We start from the raw sequence: 18,335 nt of genomic DNA, 5'->3' as shown, positions 1-18,335 counted from the left end.
ACTCGATCGGCACCGTGAAGCGGCCCAGCCCTTCCATCCGAGGAGCCCACCGTGGTGAACGAACTCAGCGCGCTATCGACCCCGTCCCCCCTCGCCGGGCTCGGTCGAACGATCGTCCCGGCGACCACCGAGGACCCCTGGCAGCGGGTGTACCGGCAGTTGCACGCCCATCCGGAACTGTCGGGCAGGGAATTCGCCACCGCGAGCCTGGTAGCCGAACAGCTGCGCGCGCTGCCGGGCTGGGAGGTCACCGAACGGGTCGGCGGCACCGGCGTGGTCGGGGTCCTGCGGGGCGGGCCGGGCCCGGTCGTGTGGATGCGGGCCGATATGGACGCGCTGCCGGTGCACGAGGACACCGGACTGGACTACGCCTCGACCGTGTCCGGTGTCATGCACGCATGCGGACACGACATACACGTGGCCGCGTTGCTCGGTGTCTGCGCCGAATTGGCCGCCGGCGATACCGTCACCGGTACCGTCGTCGCGATCTTCCAGCCCGCGGAGGAAACCGGCGCGGGTGCGGCCGGCATGTTGAACGACGGTCTGCTGGAGCGCTTTCCACGCCCGGATATCTGTCTCGGGCAGCACGTCGGGCCGACCCCGGCCGGACTGGTCCTCACCCGCAGCGACACCCTGATGGCGGCATCGGACTCGGTGCGGGTGCGGCTGGCGGGCATCGGCGGACACGGGTCGAGTCCGCATCTGGCCGTGAATCCGCTGACCATGGCCGCCTCGCTCGTCCTGCGCTTGGACGGCCTGGTCGCGCGTCAGGCGGCCGTAGGGTCGAGTCCGGTACTCACCGCGGGTTCGTTGCACGTGGGCACGCGGCCGAACATCATTGCCGAGAACGCCGAACTCCTGCTCACTCTGCGCACGTTCTCCGAGCGTTCCCGCGCGCAGATGATGGAGGCGATCCGGCGGGTCGTCGCGGCCGAGGCCGCGGCGGCGGGTACCGCCATCGCGCCGGAGGTCGAGTTCTACGACCACTTCCCGATGACGGTGAACACTGTGGGCGCCACCGAGCGGGTGATGGCCGAACTCGGCGCGACCGGGTTGGCTGTGCTGCCCTTGAGGAACCCGCTCAGCGGCAGTGAGGACTTCGGTCTCCTCGGCACGGCGGCAGGCTGTCCGTCGGTGTTCTGGAACATCGGTGGCTTCGGCCCCGATCGCTTCGGCCCCGACGACGCGGCCTATATGCTGGCCGAAGGCACGCTACCGCCGCATTTCCCGGTCAATCACTCCTCGCGATTCGCCCCCGATCCGGCGGTGACGCTGCCCGCCGCGATCGCCGCGATGGGTGCTGCCGTACGGGCGGAACTGGGTATCGGCGAATGTTGTGCGGCCGTGAAATGAACGCTCGGTGTGACCCCCATCTCGTTCACCGAACGGGCATCGACACGACACCGATGTGTCGCCCCGATGCCAGCTCGGACTGGCTTCATCAGCGGTATGACAATTTCGTCCGTGTTGACCGCGCCGGCGCCGGACTCCGGGGTGGGGAAGTCTCGGTACAGTCTGGTCGTCGCGTCCGATGCCGAGCACAGGGAGGCCGCGCAGCGGCTCCGATTCCAGGTCTTCGCCTCCGAACCCGGGTTCCGGATGCCCGACAACGGCACCGGCCTGGACGCCGACCGGTTCGACGAGCACTGCGACCACCTGCTGGTCCGTGACGAGTTCACCGAGCAGTTCGTCGGCTGCTACCGGATGTTGCCGCCGGACAAGGTGACCGCCGCGGGCGGGTACTACACGGCGACCGAATTCGATCTCACCCAGCTCGACCCGACCGGTCACCGGATCGTCGAGATGGGCCGGGCCTGCGTGGTGCCCGACCACCGCAACGGCTCGGTGCTCACCCTGATGTGGGCGGGGATTCTGCACTACATCCAGCTCACCGGCTACGACTGGGTGATGGGCTGCGTCTCGGTGCCCATGCAGGACGGCCCCCAGGACCCGGCCGGGGTGAACGTGCGCGGCGTGCGTGACCTGCTGCTGGGCCGCCACGCCTGCGACCCCGAGCGCCGGGTGCACCCGCACCGCCCCGTCGTCGTCGACGGGCTCTGCCTCGACGAGCTGACCCCGCCGAGCCGCCCCAAGCTCCCGCCGCTGCTGCGCGGATACCTGCGCCTGGGCGCCGAGATCTGCGGCGAACCGGCCCACGATCCCGATTTCGCCGTCGCCGACTTCGTCGCGCTGCTCGGCATGGAAACCATCAACACCCGGTATCTGGAGCGGCTGCAGAGCGCGGCCGCCAATTTCGACGGGAAGTAATCACCATGGTGTTCGACGCGCCGCCCGCCACTCACTCGCACTCGTGGATGCCGTCGAGCCCCTGTGGTTCACGCTGCATCGAACCGATCGACCAGGTCGGTACCGCCAGGACGATCGCCCGGCTGGCCGGGGTGATCGGCCTGGTGCTCACCTTCCCCGTGCTGACCGCGGCGACGCCGAGGTCACGCCGGGAGAACGTGCAGCGCCGGTATGCCCGCGCCGCACTCGGTTGCCTGGGGATGCGACTGCGCATCATCGACAACCGCACCCCCGAGCAGGGCGCGTCGACGGCGGGCTTCGCCGAGCCGGGCACCGCGGTGATGGTGGTGACCGGGCACATCGGCTGGGCCGACGTGGTCGCCCTGGCCGCGGTGCAGCCGGTCGGCTTCGTCGCCCGCGCCGACATGGTCGAGTGGCCGGTGCTGGGCAAGCTGGCCCAGCTCACCCGGGTGATCCCGATCGAGCGGGCCCGCCTGCGCGAATTGCCGGGCGTGGTCGGTCAGGTCGGGCGGCGGCTGGCCGAGGGCAACCGGATCGCGGTCTTCCCGGAGGGCACCACCTGGTGCGGGCGGGCCTACGGCTCGATGCGCCCGGCCATGTTCCAGGCCGCGATCGACACCACCACCCCGGTGCAGCCGGTTCGGCTGCGCTACCTCGACCGGCACGGCGTCCCGTGCACGGTGCCCGGTTTCGTCGGCGACGACAGCTTCGCCGACTCGGCGAAGCGGGTACTGCGCAGTCGCGGCATGGTCGTCGAGATCTCGCTCGAGCCGCTGGAGCACCCGGGGTCGGACCGCCGCGATCTCGCGCGGCGGTGCGAGGCCGCCGTGCGCGGTACGGACCGCTCGCGCCACGGCGTGCGCGACACCGAATGGATCGAAGCGGGCAACACCCGCGTGCAAGATCCGTCGGTCGATCAGCGGACGCCGGAAAAGGTATCGGCTACTGCCTGGTAACCGATTGTCGGTGCTTCTCGTCCTTTACCGGGGACCGCGCTCGCGGTCTCCGGTAAAGGCGTTCGTCTGACCGAATTGCGGAGGATTCGCAGGTCCGAGCCCGGCGGGGAATCGGCGCGAAATGTGAAACAGTCACATCCGCCCCAAATTCGTTCGCACAGCATATGACCTGCGTATGACGTGGGTTACATACCGGGCAGTTGGCTATACCCAACCATTGTGAACTGAAACCTCCAAATTGCCGCTGCGCCAAAATTGATGAGATATTTGCGGTACCGTCACGCAGGATTTTCCCGATACCCCGGTGTAGCCGAGAGTCCAGGCGACGTTCGAGCAGTGCGATCGCAGGGGTGATCGATGGTGAAGGGAAGCATTACCGGTGACCGAGCAAGCTTCTGGCGTACGTCGTCCCGCCGCGCGCCGCGGCCGTCGATCGCCGGTGTCCACCCTGCCCCGGCTGCTGATGGCCGCCGTCGAGCGCGCACCGGAGGCGCAGGCGCTGAGCCTGGCCGGACGCGTGCTCACCTACACCGAACTCGACCAGCAGTCCTCGCAGCTGGCCCGGGTGCTGATCGAGCGCGGTGTCGGCCCCGGTGACCGGGTGGTGCTGGCACTGACCCGATCGATCGAGTCGATGGTGGCGTTGTGGGCGGTGGCCAAGACCGGCGCCGCGTTCGTGCCCGTCGACCCGCGCTATCCGGCCGAGCGGGTCGCGCACATGCTCGCCGACTCCGGCGCCGGATTCGGCGTCGCCCTGGCCGCCGACGCCGCCCGGCTCGACGCCGGACTGCGCTGGCTGGCCCTGGACTCCGCCGAGTGCCGCGACGAGCTCGAGCGCGCCCCGGACGCACCCGTGGTCGCCGGCGACCGCACTCGCAGGCTGTTCGGCGAGGACATCGCCTACATCATCTACACCTCCGGCTCGACCGGCGTGCCGAAGGGCGTCGCCGTCACCCACACCGGCCTGGCCGGGCTGTGCGCCGAGCAGATCCGCCGCTTCCGGATCACCGGCGCGTCCCGCACGCTGCATTTCGCCTCGCCCAGCTTCGACGCCAGCATCCTGGAACTGCTGCTGGCCATCGGCGCCGGCTCGACGATGGTCATCGCGCCGCCCGACATCTACGGCGGCGACGAGCTGACCGACCTGCTGCGCGCCGAACGGGTGACCCACGCCTTCATCACCCCCGCCGCGCTCGCCGGTGTCGACGGGTCGGATCTGCCGGACCTGGCCGCGATCGTCGTCGGTGGCGAGGCCTGCCCGCCGGAGCTGATCGCGCGCTGGTCGCCCGGACGCAACTTCTACAACCTCTACGGCCCCACCGAGACCACCGTCGCGGCCTCGATCAGCGATCCGCTGGCCCCCGGTGACCTGATCACCATCGGCGGCCCCATCCCCGGCATGACCGCGGTGGTCCTCGATGCCCGGCTGCGGCCGGTCCCGGACCGCACCCCCGGCGAGCTGTATCTGGCCGGTCCCGGTCTGGCCCGCGGCTATCACGAGCGCGCCGGGCTGACCGCGGCCCGTTTCGTCGCCGATCCGATCACCGGTGGCCGGCTCTACCGCACCGGCGACCTGGTGAAATGGGAGTTCACCGCCGACGGCGACCCGCAGCTGACCTTCCTCGGCCGCACCGACGCCCAGGTCAAGTTGCGTGGCTTCCGCATCGAGCTGGGCGAGATCGACGCGGTGCTCACCGCCGACGCGTCCGTCCGCTTCGCGACCACCCTCGTGCGCACCCTGCCCAGCGGCGTGGACGCGCTCATCGCCTACGTCGTGCCCGCGGCGGGCGCCACCGTCGACTCGGCCGCGCTGACCCGCCTGGCCGAGCGGCGTCTGCCCGCGCACGCCGTCCCCGCCGCCATCGTGCCCATCGAGCGGCTGCCGCTCACCCCGGTCGGCAAGCTCGACTACCGGGCGCTGCCCGAGCCGGAGCTGACCGCCCGCGCCTTCGCGGCTCCGCGCACCGGCACCGAGGAGTCGGTCGCCGAGATCTTCGCCGACCTGCTCGGCGCGGGCCAGATCGGCCGCGACGACGACTTCTTCGCCCTCGGCGGCAACTCGCTGCTGGCCACCCGCCTCGCTGGCCGCCTCGGCGCGAGCACCGGCGTGCGCGTGCCCGCCCGTACCGTGTTCGAACACGGCACCGTCGCCGACCTGGCCGCCGCGCTCGACGCACTCGTCGGCGAGGCGGCCGTGCGGGTCCCGCTGACCCGGCGTGCGCGCGGCGAGCGGGTACCGCTGTCGCTCGCCCAGCAGCGCATGTGGTTCATGGCCCGCCTCGACCCCGGTTCCAGCGCCTACAACATCCCGGTCGCGCTGCGGCTGTCCGGCCCGCTCGACACCGCGGCCCTGACCGCCGCTCTCGACGACGTGCTCGACCGCCACGAGGTCCTGCGCACGGTGTACCCCGAGTACGACGGTCAGGGCTACCAGCGGGTGCTGTCGGTGGCCGAGGCCGGGCTCGACGTGCCCGTCACCGCGATCGCCGAGTCCGACCTGCGGATGGAGCTGGCCCGGCTGACCTTCGGCGGCTTCGATGTCTGCGCGCGAGTTCCCGTGCGCGCCGCGCTGTTCCAGCTCTCGGCGACCGAACACGTGCTGGCCGTGGTGGTGCACCACATCGCCACCGACGGCTTCTCCCTCGCTCCGCTCACCCGTGACCTGGTGACCGCCTACGCCGCGCGCACCCACGGCGCGGCGCCGGACTGGGCCCCGCTGCCGGTGCAGTACGCCGACTACACCCTCTGGCAGCAGGAGATGCTCGGCGCGGCCGAGGATTCCGGCTCGCTGCTGGCCCAGCAGCTCGGGTACTGGCGCGAGGAACTCGCGGGCACGCCGACCCTGCTGGAGCTGCCCACCGACCGGCCGCGTCCGCCGATCGCGGGCAGTCGCGGCGCCGCGCACCACTTCGCGGTCGACGCGTCGCTGCACCGGGCGCTGGACACCCTGGCGCGCGACCACAACGCGTCGCTGTTCATGGTGGTGCGGGCCGCGCTGTCGGTGCTGCTCGCGCGCATCGCGGGCACCGACGATGTCACCGTGGGCGCGCCGGTCGCCGGTCGTGGTGAGCCCGAACTCGACGACCTGGTCGGCATGTTCGTCAACACCGTCGTGCTGCGCACCCGCGTCGACGCCGCCGAACCCTTCACCGCCCTGCTGGATCGGGTCCGCGAGACCGACCTGGCCGCGTTCGCCCACGCCGACGTGCCGTTCGAACGTCTTGTCGCCGAACTGGATCCGCCGCGCACCCAGGCGCATCACCCGCTCTACCAGGTGGCGCTGTCGTTCCAGAACTTCGGCGGCGCCCGGCTGGAACTGCCCGACCTGGCGGTCTCGGCCGTCGACCTGGGCGACGAGGTCGCGCCGGTCGATCTGCAACTGACCGTCGTCCCGCACGAGGACGCGGCGGGCCCGGCCGGACTGCGCTGCTCCTGGCGCTATGCCACCGATCTGTTCGACGAGTCGACCATGGCGATGCTGGGTCAGCGCCTGGCCGGGCTGCTGGCCGCGGCCGTCGCCGCGCCGGACCGCCCCGTCGGCGACCTGCCGCTGCTGACCGAGGCCGAGCGCGGCGAACCCGCGGGCGAGGTGCGGCTGGTGCCCGAGGCGACCCTCGCCGAGGCCGTCGCGACGCAGGCGCTGCTGCGCCCGGACGCGCCCGCCGTCACCTTCGCCGAATCGACGCTGACCTACGGCGAATTCGCGAGCCGGGTCAACCGGCTGGCCCGGCTGCTCGTCGCCACCGGCGTCGGCCCCGGCACGACCGTGGCGGTCGCGATCCGGCCGTCGATCGACCTGGTCGTCGCCATGTACGCGGTCTTCACCGCCGGTGGCGCCTACGTGCCGATCGACCCGGACGCCCCGGCCGAACGCCGCGCCGACATCGTGTCGGTCGCCGCCCCGGTCTGTGTGCTGACGACGGTGGCCGACACCGTCGAGGTCGACGGACTGCCGGTCGTCTCGGTCGATCTGGTCGCGAATTCCGGTGCGCTGTCGGCCTTCCCGGACCGCCCGCTGACCGATGCCGACCGCCTGCGCCCGCTGCGCGCGCTGGATCTGGCCTATGTCATCTTCACCTCCGGGTCCACCGGCAAGCCCAAGGGTGTCGGGGTGCCGCACTCGGCCATCGTCAACCAGGCGGCCTTCATGGTCGGCGAGTACGCCGTGGGCACCGGCGACACCGTCCTGCAATCGATTCCGTGGACCTTCGACGCCTCGATGATCGGCTTCGCGACCCCGCTGCGCGCGGGCGCGCACATGATCGTGGCCGCCGCGCCCGGTCTGACCGACCCGGCCTACCTCGCCGGTCTCATCGCGCGACATCGGGTCACGGGCACCACGATCGTGCCGTCGGTGTTGCAGATGCTGCTCGAGGCGGCGCCGTCCGGCGCGTTGCGCTCGGTACGCGCTGTCTGGGTCGGTGGCGAGGCGCTGCCCAACGCCACCATCACCCGCTTCACCACCGCCACCGCGGGCAGGCTGCACAACCTGTACGGACCCACCGAGGCGACGGTGTCCATCACCGCCGCCGATGTGACCGATGTCGGGGACGGCATCGTCCCGATCGGCACGCCGCACTGGAACTCTCGCGCCTACGTCCTCGACGCCCGGCTGCGGCCGGTGCCGGTCGGCACGCCCGGTGAGCTCTACCTGGCCGGCGCGCAGCTGGCGCGGGGCTACCTCGGCAGCCCGGACAAGACCACCGAGCGCTTCGTCGCCGATCCGTACGGTCCCGTCGGTGAGCGCATGTACCGCACCGGTGACCTGGTCCGCAGGCTCCCCTCGGGTGACCTGACCTACCTGGGCCGCACCGACGTCCAGCTCAAACTGCACGGCCTGCGCATCGAGCCCGGCGAGATCGAGGCCGCGCTGCGCGCCCACCCGGCCGTCGCGGGCGCCGCGGTGACGGTGCACCATGAACAGCTCGTCGGCTACGTCGTCCCGGCCGCCGGGCAGACCGTCGACCTCGCCGATGTGCAGGCCGTGATCCGAACACTGTTGCCGCCGTACATGATTCCGCACCGGCTGCTGGAGCTGGCCGAGTTCCCGCTCGGCGCCACCGGCAAGCTCGACCGCAAGGCGCTGCCCGCGCCCGCGATGCGACAGCGCGAGTACCAGGCGCCCGCGACCGCCGACGAGGAGATCGTGGCGGCGGTGTTCGCGCAGGTCCTCGACCTGGAGCGGGTCGGCCGCGACGACGACTTCTTCGTCCTCGGCGGCACCTCGCTCTCGGCGATCCGGGTGCGCGCCGCGCTCGCCGAGCGCCTCGGCATCGAGGTGCCCCTGCGTCTGCTGTTCAGCTACCCGCTGGTCAGCGACCTGGCACTGGCCGTGCGCGACGAATCCTCGGCCTCGGCGGCGGGCCCCGATCCGGCCGTCGACACCGTCCTGGACCCCGCGATCGATCTCACCGGCTGCGCGCCTCAGCGACCCGGCGATCCGGCGACGCTGCTGCTCACCGGCGCCACCGGGTTCCTCGGCAGCTTCCTACTGCGCGAACTGCTCGAGCAGACCCGGGCGACGATCCACTGCCTGGTCCGGGCCACCGACGACGCGAGCGCGGTGGACCGGATCGTCGCGACCGCCGCGAAGTACAGCATCGATCTGACGCCCTACCGGGACCGGATCGTCGGCGTGCCGGGCGATCTGGCGCAGCCGAGGCTGGGCATCGAACAGCTGCGCTTCGCCGAACTGGCCGCGCGGGTCGACGCGATCTATCACAACGGCGCGCTGGTCAACCATCTCGAGCCGTACGCCCGGATGCGCGACGCCAATGTCGGCGGCACCACCGAGGTGCTGCGCCTGGCGACCACCACCCGGGTCAAGCCGGTGCACTACGTCTCGACGTTGTCGGTGCTGGCCGGTATCCCGCAGGACAGCGGCGTGCCCGGCGGTCTGCCCGGTTACGCCATGACCAAGTGGGTCGCCGAGCAGCTGGTGCACACCGCGATCGAGCGCGGCATCCCGGTCGCCGTCTACCGGCCCGGCCTGATCACCGGCGACTCGCGCACCGGCGTCGCGCCCGCCGAGGACGCCTGGTGGACCATGCTGCGCGCCATGCTGGTGCTCGGTGTCGCCGTCGACGTGCGCGCGATCGGCGTCGAGATGGCCCCGGTCGACCACGTCGCGGCGGGCATCGTGCACCAGTCGCGTGACGCCGCCGCGATCGGCAACATCTACCGGGCGGCGGGCGCCCAGGTGCCGCTGCAGGTGGTCTACGAGGAGATCCTGCGCCGTCACTACCGGTTCGACTTCATCGACCCGATGGAATTCGGCCTGACCCTGACCTCCGCCGCCGAACGCGCGGACGCCGATCCGATCCTGGCCCGCGCCTCGGCCCTGAGCGGCAACTACGCCGCCGCCACCGCCGCGGCGACCCCCGCGACGGTCCTGAGCGCGGTCGAATCCGCCGCCCCCGCCGAGCCCTACCGGGGGTTGCCGATCGAGTTCCCCGCGGTCGACGCGACCGTCATCAGCCGCTACTTCGACCATTACATCGAGACCGGGTTCTTCCCCGCACCGGACGCGGGCACCCTGGCGCCGGCCTAGGCGTCCGCCGGGAACACCGCGTCGACCTCCACCTCGACCAGCCAGCCCGCGACCGGCAGGCTCGCCACCTCGAGCGCGAACCTGGTCGGCCGCGCGGCATTGCGGACCAGGGGAGCGGCCGGGGCGGCGGTGCCGAGCGGGACGAGCTCGGTGTCGCCGGTGTCGAGGTTGGTGTTGGCGAAGAACTGGCGGTAGGCGCGGTTCCAGCCCGCGTAGTCGGCACGGTCGGTGCCGGGAGCGTTGTCGAGGAACACCCGCATGGTGACCACGTCGTCCAGGGTCAGTCCCTGAGCTTCCAGGTTCTCCCTGATCCGGGCCAGTACCGACATCCCCTGCGCCTCGGTGACGGTCACGCCGGGCCCCAGCGTGCCGCCGGCGAATTGTTGGGTGTCGATGAAGGATTCGGGACTGCCGGTGGGGGCTGTCTTGTTGAGCGCGGTGGGGCCGATGCCGCTGGTCTTGTAGACGGCGGCGTCGGCGGCGATCACCACGCCCTGCGCGATCATCGGAGTGGCCTGGCCCGCTTCCAGAATCGACGAGCTCGGGGCCTGCTTCGGGGTCTGGGCGGCGTCGGAATCGGCGGAACAGCCGGTGAGGGTGAGGGTCACGAGGGTCGTCGCGGCGACACCGATCAGGGTCTTCATGGTGGGTCTCCTTGTCCGAGTGGGTTGTTCAGGCGGCGACGCGGGCGTGCAGCGCGGTGACCACATCGCGGGCCGAGGTGAAGGCGCCGTGCTGCCAGGCGATCGCGTTGGACAGGTGGTCGCCGGCGAAATACACCCGTTCGACCGGCGCGAGCAGCGTGGTGTATTCCGGCGTGGCGACCCCGCCGTGCGCGTCGCTGCCGGACCAACCGACCCACGCGCCCTCGGAATACTTGGTGCGCCGCCAACTGCCGGAGAACGACGAGGCGATATCGCGCCCGTACTTCTCGCCGTGGATGGCCGAGCCCTCTTCGACCGCCTTCGCCAATCGCTGGCGGTGGGTGAGGGATTCGAAGGCCTGATGCCGTTTGCCGGTGTTGTAGTAGCCGACCACCACACCGCGTTCGCCGTGGTAGTGGTCGTACGGGAACATGATCTGCGCGATGTCCTTGTCGGTATTGGTCGCGCCGCCGTAGATCCGGTCCTCCAGCTCCCACCAGCGCCGCGAGTACTCGATGCCGAGCTTGCCGGAGGACACCGGGATCGCCGCTTTCAGCGCCGTCAGCACGCCGGCGGGCAGATTGGTGGCCAGGCGCCCGACGAGATTCGGGGGCAGCGTGCAGATGCAGTAGTCGGCGTCGATGGCCTGCTTCGCACCGTCCTGGGTGTACTCGACCCGCACCCCACCCGGGGTGTTCCGCATGGCCGAGACCTCGGCGCCGAAGCGGATCCGCTCGGTGCCGATCTCGCGCTGAAAGGCGGTGTAGATGCGGTCCATGCCGCCGACCGGGGTCATCATCATCATGGCCTGGTCGTAGCCGAACTCGAAGCTGAAGTTGCGGCCGAGACCGCTGCGGATGGTGTCGGACAGGGCGAACGGCTTGCGCTGGTCGCCGAAGTTCAGTCCCGCACCGGGTTCGGAGTCGTAGCCGCGCCGGGGCGAACCGAGATAGCGGCCGTCGCTGGACAGATCGCCGAAGTCGCGCAGGAACGAGGCCAGCGCCTCTTTGTCGGCGCCGGTGAGCACATCGTCGAGCGCGCCCCGCGACGCTGCCTTCTGCAACAGCTCCGACAGGTAGCCGTACATGTCGGCCTTGGCCGCCCGATACTGCACCGACTGCCCGGAGATCGGCGTCGCGCTCTGGTAGTTGACCAGGGTGTTGGCGTTCTGATTGCCGAAGGGCTGGACCTCGACCCCCAGTTCGCGGCAGTAGTCGAGGGTGATGTGGCCCTGCGGAATCCGCGTGGCGCCCAGATTGAAGTAGTGCCCCTCGGCGAACGTGCAGGTCTGGGTTTCGCCGTTGAGGTCGGTCTCGGTCGTGCCGTTGCGTACCGACCACACCCGCCCGCCCGGCCGCTTCCTGGCCTCGAGCACGGTCACGTCGTAGCCCGCCTTGCGCAATTCGTAGGCCGCGCACAGTCCGGCGGGCCCGCCACCGAGGATCGCGACCGACGCGCCCGCGGCCGACGTGCCGAGAAGATCGCCCCTGGCGGGGGACCGGAACGGCACCTGCGCCGTGGCGGGCGCCAGACCCAGCGTCGACAACGCTCCGTAGGCCAGCCCCGCGCCGCCGGTGACCCCGAGGCTCTGCATGAATGATCTTCTGGTGACTGCCATGGGGCGCTCCGTCCGCTGATCCGCGATGTCCGTTCCGTGAAAGTCTCGAAGGGCGCTGCGGCGGTGGCGCTACGCCGGGGAAAACGTTCACCGGGTGGCGAGTGAGAGGGGCGGCGGCACTTTCTCGCTCGGTGTCCACCGACGGACTCACCACCGCAATATCGCCGAAACCCGCTCTGGTTAGGGTCGCCCGCACCGGCGAGCACGCGTCGCCGGCGTGGGAGGTGTGTGGTGACTGCTCTGGCCGACGCGGTCGCGAGGTCGTTCGCGGCGGGCGAACCCGAACGGCCCGCGGTGTCGCCGTTGCGCGCGCTGGGCCGCAGGCAGCTCTCGGGCGTCGCGCTGCTCGGTCAGTCGGTGGCCACGACCGCGCCCGCCGCCTCGATGGTGCTGCTGCCGGTGACCATGCTGACCCACGACGCGCTGCTGCCCGGGCTGGTCACGATCGTCGTCGCGACGGTGGTCGTCACCCTGATCGCGCACTGCCTGGCGCAGTTCACCCGGCGACTGTCCGCGGCGGGCGGGCTCTACACCTTCGTCAGCCACGGCGCCGGGCCGCGGGCGGCGCTGACCTGCGGGGTCGGCATGCTCGTGAAGTATCTCGGCAGTGCCGCGCTGACGATGTATCACGGCTCGCAGACCGCGCTGGCGCTGGCCGCGCAGCTCGGAATCACTGTGCGCGGCTGGGGGATCGGCGCGGTCTACCTCGCCATCGCGGTGCTCGTCGGCGCCGTGCTGGTGCGGGGTGTCCGGTTCGCCGCGATCGCGATCCTGGCGGTCGAGGCGTGTTCGCTGAGCTTCATCATCGGTCTGATGCTGGTGTCGGGGCCCGCGGTGCCGATCACCCCGGTCGCGCCGAATGTGCCCGCGGTGCTGGCGATCGCGCTGTCGGCGCTGTTCGCCCTGGCGGGATTCGAGAGTGCCACCTTCTTCGCGCCGGAGACGCGGCGTCCGCTGGTGACGGTGACCCGCACCGTGCTGTGGACCCCGATCCTGTGCGGTGCCCTGTTCATCTTCGCGTCCTGGGCGGCCTGGTCGGGGCGCGCGGGGACGGTGGTCAACGCGTATCTGCACGGCACGGCGGGCGGAGCCGGCCTGCTCGTGGTGATCCTGCTGGACGCGGGACTCACGTGTTCGTGGCTCGGCTCGTCGATGGCGTCGTCGAATGCCGCCTCGCGGCTGGTCTATTCGATGAGCGTGGAGGGTGTGCTGCCGCGGGTGTTCGGCCGGGTGGGCGCGCGGCTGCGGACCCCGCACGTCGCGTTGATCGTCAGCACCGGCACGGTCGCGGCGGGCGGTCTGCTCTTCGTCGCGCTCGACGGGGTGCCCATGTCGGTGAAGACCGTCGTGCGGACCGCGCTGGCGCTGTCCTACATCCTGGTCGCGGTGGCGGCGGTGCGGTTTCTCGCCCGCATCGACGAGCTGAGCCACCTGGATCGCTACGCGGGCGGGACCGCGAGCTCCGTCCTCGCCGTCGTCCTCGGGTATCTGACGGTCTCCGACGCGCGGCACGGTGTCCTGATCGCGCCCGTGATGGTCGTCGCCGTACTGCTCGCGGGCGCGCTCTGGTACCGCTATCTCCGGCGGGCGCATCCCGAAAGCCTCCGCGCCATCGGGGTTTTCGACAGCCCCGAGTCGGCCGACGTCTTACCGGGCGCCGGGGTGTTCGCCGTCAACGCCCGCGGCGCGATCGCCCTGGTCGGGGTGCGGCGAAGCGGGGGGAATCAGGCCGGGCGGCGGCGGTTCGGCCCCGGCGAACGATGACCGCGACGACCCGCCGCGACGGCCCGACCGGACACGAGCCGCGCGCCGTTCAGAAGGCCCTGGCCCTGCTGGAAGCGGTGGCGCGGCTGGGCTCGGGCGCCACCGCGAAGGAGATCGCCGCGCAGACCGGGATCGCCCCGGCGACGGCCTATCGGCTGCTGAATCTGCTCGTCGCCGACGGCTACCTGGTGCGCATCGAGGACCTGTCCGGCTTCGCGCTCGGCCGCCGCACTCGCGAATTGGCCGGTGCCGCACCCGAACCCGCGACCGATCACCGTCAGGTACTCGAGGATGTGCGTGCCCAGGTGCGCTTCGGCATCCATCTCGCCGCGTTCACCGGCCACCGGATCCGGATGATCGACAAGGATCCCGATCACGAGCTGAGCGGGGAGAAGATTCTCGTCCGCCATCCGCATGCCTCGGCCATCGGCAAGGTGCTGATGGCACAGCACCCCGAGCTCGCCGAGGGCCCACTGCGCCGGGTGACGACCTTCACGATCACCTCCCCGGCCGAACTCGCCGCCGAATTGCGGCGGGTCAGCGCGCGCGCCGTCGCCACCGAGGTGAACGAATGTCGCGTCGGCCGCAGCGCCGTCGCGGTGCCGGTGCGCGCGACCGACGGCACCGTCGCGGGCGCGCTGGCGGCCATCGGCACGACCGGCCGGCTACCGGTGCACGACCGCGATCTCATCGACCTGCTGGCCGCCTCGGCCCTGCGGGTGAGTTTCTGAGGGGAAGACCCCACGGGAGCCGCGCAGCCGGCTCCCGTGGGACGCGATCACTTCGCGTAGTCGTAGAACCCACGGCCGGACTTGCGGCCGAGGCGGCCCGCGTCGACCATCCGGCGCAGCAGCGCGGGCGGAGCCAGGTGCGGCTCGGCGAACTCGGCGTAGAGCGACTCCGAGGCGGCCAGGGCGATGTCGAGGCCGACGGTGTCGAGCAGGGTCAGCGGACCCATCGGGTAGCCGCAGCCGCCCTTCATGGCCGCGTCGATGTCCTCGGCGGTGGCGTAGCCGGACTCGAGCATCCGGATCGCCGAGCACAGGTAGGGGATGAGCAGCGCGTTGACGATGAAGCCGGAGCGGTCACCGGCCTGCACGGTCATCTTGCCCAGGGTGTTCTTGGCGTAGTCGGTGACGGCCGCGGCCGCCTCCGGCGCGGTCACCAGGGTCGAGATGATCTCGACCAGCGGCATCACCGGCACCGGGTTGAAGAAGTGCACGCCGACCACGCGCTCGGGACGCTCGGTGGCGCCGGCCACCTTGATCACCGGGATCGAGGAGGTGTTGGTGGCGAGGATGCCCTCGGGCTTGACGATCTTGTCGAGCTTGCCGAAGATCTCGTACTTGACCGACTCGATCTCCGGCGCGGCCTCGATCACCAGGTCACGGTCGGCGAACTCGTCGATGTCCAGGGTGACCCGCACGCGCGCGATCGCCGCGTCGGCCTCCTCCTGGGTGATCTTGCCGCGGGACACGCCCCGGCTGATCGAGCTCGCGATCCGCTGCTCGGCCGCCTCGGCGAACTCCGGCTTGGTCTCGAGCACGAGCACCGAGCTGCCTGCCTTGGCACACACCTCCGCGATGCCGGCACCCATGGTGCCGCCACCGATCACTCCGATCAACTCCACTGCAGAACTCCCAACATCGCATTGCCCTGGCTGTCCCGGGGATTATTTCACCCGAGCTGGCACTGAGTGCCACAGGCTGTCGAAAGCGCTGGCCACCGGGGGCACGGACGCCCACCGGGCCGCCACCGCCTCGATGGTCGAGCGGTGGCGGCCCAGCGGGTTTCGGCTATCGGACGGGCGTCAGCTCCGGCTCGGCCGGCTCCCGTCGCCCGCGACCGAGGACCGAGTGCCGACGGCCGTAGGCGAAGTAGACGACGACACCGAGGGCCATCCAGATCACGAAGCGCAGCCAGGTCTCGATCGAGAGGTTCACCATCAACCACACGCACGCCAGCGCGCCGAGGACGGGCACCACCGGAACGAACGGGACGCGGAAGCCACGCGGCAGATCGGGGCGGGTCCGGCGCAGCACCAGCACACCGACCGACACCAGCACGAAGGCCACCAGGGTGCCGATATTGACCATTTCCTCGAGCGTGCCGAAGTCGACGAACCCGGCCAGCAGCGCGCAGACCACGCCCACGATCACGGTCAACCGGACCGGCGTGCCCTTCTTCCCGGTCTGGGCCAGGCCGCGGGGCAGCAGCCCGTCGCGGGCCATGGCGAACAGCACCCGGGTCTGGCCCAGGAACATCACCATGACCACCGTCGACAGACCGGCCAGCGCGCCGATCGCGATGATGTTCTTCACCCAGGTGGCACCGTGGATGGCGAAGGCCGTCGCGAGGGTGGCGTTGCCGTCGGCCAGCGCGGTGTAGGGGACCATGCCGGTGAGGATCAGCGAGACCGCGATGTAGAGCACGGTCACGATGGCCAGTGAGCCCAGGATGCCGCGCGGGATGTCGCGCTGCGGGTTGCGGGTCTCCTCGGCGGTGGTGGCGACCACGTCGAAGCCGATGAAGGCGAAGAACACCAGGCTCGCCGCGGCGAGCAGGCCGTACCAGCCGTAGCTGGTGCCGCCGGAGCCGGTGAGGAAGGCGAACAGCGACTGCCGCAGGCCCTCGGCCTTCTCCGACGGTGCCGACGGCGGGATGTAGGGGGTCAGATTCGACGGCGTGAAGTAGGTCGCGCCGACCACCAGGACCAGCGCGATCACGCCCAGCTTGATCGCCACGGCGATGGCCGACACCCGCGAGGACAGCTTGGTCCCGGTGGCCAGCAGCACGCCGACCACCGCGATGATCAGCACCGCGCCCCAATCGAAGTGCAGCGAGCCGATCTGCACCACCGGCGCCGACGACCCGAGCACATTGCCCAGATACTGCGACCATCCCTTGGCGACCACCGCGACCGCGAGTGCGAACTCCAGGATCAGATCCCAGCCGATGATCCAGGCGATGACCTCACCGAAGGTCGCGTAGGCGAAGGTGTACGCGCTGCCGGCGACCGGCACGGTCGAGGCGAACTCGGCGTAACACAGGGCCGTCAGGCCGCAGGCGACCGCCGCGAAGACGAAGGCGAGCGAGACCGCGGGTCCCGCCACCGTGCCCGCGGTGCGCGCGGTGAGGGTGAAGATGCCCGCGCCGATCACCACCGCGACACCGAAGATCGTCAGGTCCTTGGCCGTCAGATCCTTGCGCAGCTTGGACTCCGGATCGTCGGTGTCCCGGATCGACTGCTCGACCGATTTGGTGCGGAACAAGCCGCTCGTGCCGGTCATCAGAGCGACCGGGGGATGGCGTCGAGCCGGCGTTCGGCGAACCGGTTGGCGGCGGCGCCGGTCCCGATCCCTGCCGACAGCGCGGTGGCGATGATCTCGCGGCAGCGCGGGTAGATGTCGGCGACCTCGGCCTCGACCTCGGCCGGAGCGGCGCCGCGCAGTTCGCCCGCGACCTGGATGAGGCCGCCGCCGTTGGCGACGAAGTCGGGCACCCAGGTGATGCCGCGGTCGCTCAGCGCCTGCTCCACCTCGGGGGTCGCGAGCTGGTTGTTGGCCGCGCCGCAGATCAGCTTGGCCTCGATCGTCGGTGCGCTCGCCGCGGTGAGCGTGGCGCCCATGGCGCACGGGGCGTAGACGTCGACCGGGGCGGTGGCCACCGTGGACAGCAGCCGCACGGCGGGCTGTTCGTCGGCGATGCGCCGCAGGGCGGCCTCGTTCACATCCGTGACGCAGACCTCGGCGCCGTCGGCCAGCAGCAGGGCGGTGAGCTCGCGGCCGACCTTGCCGACGCCTTCCACGCCGACCGTGCGACCGGCCAGTGTCGGTGCGCCCCACACGGATTCGGCCCCGGCGCGCATCGCGTGAAAGACACCGAGGGCGGTCAGCCTGGCGCTGTCGCCGCTGCCGCCCGCGGCGACGCTGCGGCCGGTGACGTAGCGGGTGTGCCTGCCGATGACATCCAGGTCATCGGTGTCGGTGCCCACATCGCCCGCGGTGATGTAGCGCCCGCCGAGGGTCTCGACGAAGCGGGCGTAGGCCGCCAGCAGTTCTTCGCTCTTGGCGGTCGCCGGATCGCCGATGATCACCGCCTTGCCGCCGCCGAGGTCGACCCCGGCCGCGGCGGCCTTGTAGGTCATGCCCCACGACAGCCGCAGCACGTCCTGCAGCGCCGCGGACTCGTCGGCGTACGGGTAGAAGCGGGTGCCGCCCAGGGCCGGACCGAGCGCGGTCGAGTGGATGGCGATGATCGCCTTCAGCCCGGACCTGTCGTCCTCGCAGAACACCACCTGCTCGTGGGCGCGGGCGCTCAACTCGTGCGATCGGCCGAAGACTCCCGCTTCGGTGTGCACAACGGTCACTGTCGATTCCTTTCGGTGGCCGCGCACCACGGGTCGTGCCGGGGTGCGTCGGTGTTGTGGTGCCGCGGGTGTGCGGCGGTGGGGCGCACCACGGGGGTCGTGGTGCGGTGGCGCACGACGGTGGGATCGTCACCGCCGGTGCGCGACGGGTGTCGCGGAGCTCCGC

The 18,335-nt window shown here is 71.1% G+C and carries 11 protein-coding genes; 6 read left to right on the top strand and 5 right to left on the bottom strand.

Going from position 1 to position 18,335, the window contains the following annotated elements; translation table 11 throughout:
• Positions 1-51 precede the first annotated feature (51 nt).
• The 4 genes from Q7X29_RS26355 to Q7X29_RS26340 all read left to right on the top strand — a co-directional run bounded on the left by Q7X29_RS26355 (position 52) and on the right by Q7X29_RS26340 (position 9,774).
• Entirely contained in the window at positions 52-1,353 is a 1,302-nt protein-coding gene (locus tag Q7X29_RS26355; protein ID WP_316575680.1) for an amidohydrolase, read from the top strand.
• A gap of 96 nt (positions 1,354-1,449) precedes the next feature.
• Complete coding sequence (locus Q7X29_RS26350; RefSeq protein WP_218719323.1) at positions 1,450-2,268, top strand: GNAT family N-acetyltransferase; 819 nt, start codon at positions 1,450-1,452, stop codon at positions 2,266-2,268.
• Between the two features lie 5 nt (positions 2,269-2,273).
• The gene (locus Q7X29_RS26345; protein WP_218719324.1) at positions 2,274-3,224 is read left to right on the top strand and encodes a lysophospholipid acyltransferase family protein; all 951 of its coding nucleotides are present in this window, start codon (positions 2,274-2,276) and stop codon (positions 3,222-3,224) included.
• Between the two features lie 439 nt (positions 3,225-3,663).
• Entirely contained in the window at positions 3,664-9,774 is a 6,111-nt protein-coding gene (locus Q7X29_RS26340; protein WP_316575679.1) for a non-ribosomal peptide synthetase, read from the top strand.
• On the opposite strand, the gene Q7X29_RS26335 is transcribed toward Q7X29_RS26340, so the two are convergent.
• Both Q7X29_RS26335 and Q7X29_RS26330 read right to left on the bottom strand, forming a co-directional pair.
• On the bottom strand, positions 9,771-10,418 hold the full coding sequence (locus tag Q7X29_RS26335; RefSeq protein WP_218719326.1) for a Rid family hydrolase: 648 nt from the start codon (positions 10,416-10,418) through the stop codon (positions 9,771-9,773). The genes Q7X29_RS26340 and Q7X29_RS26335 overlap by 4 nt on opposite strands.
• Positions 10,419-10,446: 28 nt before the next feature.
• Complete coding sequence (locus Q7X29_RS26330) at positions 10,447-12,012, bottom strand: flavin monoamine oxidase family protein (protein WP_218719382.1); 1,566 nt, start codon at positions 12,010-12,012, stop codon at positions 10,447-10,449.
• A gap of 255 nt (positions 12,013-12,267) precedes the next feature.
• On the opposite strand from Q7X29_RS26330, the gene Q7X29_RS26325 reads away from it, so the two are divergent.
• On the top strand, positions 12,268-13,800 hold the full coding sequence (locus Q7X29_RS26325) for an APC family permease (protein WP_316575678.1): 1,533 nt from the start codon (positions 12,268-12,270) through the stop codon (positions 13,798-13,800).
• The gene (locus Q7X29_RS26320) at positions 13,797-14,531 is read left to right on the top strand and encodes an IclR family transcriptional regulator (RefSeq protein WP_316575677.1); all 735 of its coding nucleotides are present in this window, start codon (positions 13,797-13,799) and stop codon (positions 14,529-14,531) included. The genes Q7X29_RS26325 and Q7X29_RS26320 overlap by 4 nt, the downstream gene beginning before the upstream one ends.
• Positions 14,532-14,578: 47 nt before the next feature.
• On the opposite strand, the gene Q7X29_RS26315 is transcribed toward Q7X29_RS26320, so the two are convergent.
• From Q7X29_RS26315 to Q7X29_RS26305, 3 genes are all read right to left on the bottom strand, one after another.
• Entirely contained in the window at positions 14,579-15,430 is an 852-nt protein-coding gene (locus Q7X29_RS26315; RefSeq protein WP_218719329.1) for a 3-hydroxybutyryl-CoA dehydrogenase, read from the bottom strand.
• A gap of 166 nt (positions 15,431-15,596) precedes the next feature.
• Positions 15,597-17,090, bottom strand: coding sequence for an APC family permease (locus tag Q7X29_RS26310; protein ID WP_218719330.1), 1,494 nt, complete (start codon positions 17,088-17,090; stop codon positions 15,597-15,599).
• Entirely contained in the window at positions 17,090-18,169 is a 1,080-nt protein-coding gene (locus Q7X29_RS26305) for a Glu/Leu/Phe/Val family dehydrogenase (RefSeq protein ID WP_316575676.1), read from the bottom strand. The genes Q7X29_RS26310 and Q7X29_RS26305 overlap by 1 nt, the downstream gene beginning before the upstream one ends.
• Positions 18,170-18,335 lie beyond the last annotated feature (166 nt).

It is taken from the genome of Nocardia canadensis, from assembly GCF_032656385.1.
Classification (GTDB): Bacteria; Actinomycetota; Actinomycetes; order Mycobacteriales; family Mycobacteriaceae; genus Nocardia; species Nocardia canadensis.
The sequence above is the reverse complement of the archived record's forward strand: the minus strand, read 5'-3'. Positions and strand labels throughout refer to the sequence as shown.

Excerpts from the sequence above, each read along its gene's own strand:
- Q7X29_RS26350 (WP_218719323.1), top strand. The coding sequence starts at position 1,450 with ATGACAATTTCGTCCGTGTTGACCGCGCCGGCGCCGGACTCCGGGGTG.
- Q7X29_RS26330 (WP_218719382.1), bottom strand. The coding sequence starts at position 12,012 with ATGCAGAGCCTCGGGGTCACCGGCGGCGCGGGGCTGGCCTACGGAGCG.
- Q7X29_RS26320 (WP_316575677.1), top strand. The coding sequence starts at position 13,797 with ATGACCGCGACGACCCGCCGCGACGGCCCGACCGGACACGAGCCGCGC.
- Q7X29_RS26310 (WP_218719330.1), bottom strand. The coding sequence starts at position 17,090 with ATGACCGGCACGAGCGGCTTGTTCCGCACCAAATCGGTCGAGCAGTCG.
- Q7X29_RS26335 (WP_218719326.1), bottom strand. The coding sequence starts at position 10,418 with ATGAAGACCCTGATCGGTGTCGCCGCGACGACCCTCGTGACCCTCACC.
- Q7X29_RS26345 (WP_218719324.1), top strand. The coding sequence starts at position 2,274 with ATGGTGTTCGACGCGCCGCCCGCCACTCACTCGCACTCGTGGATGCCG.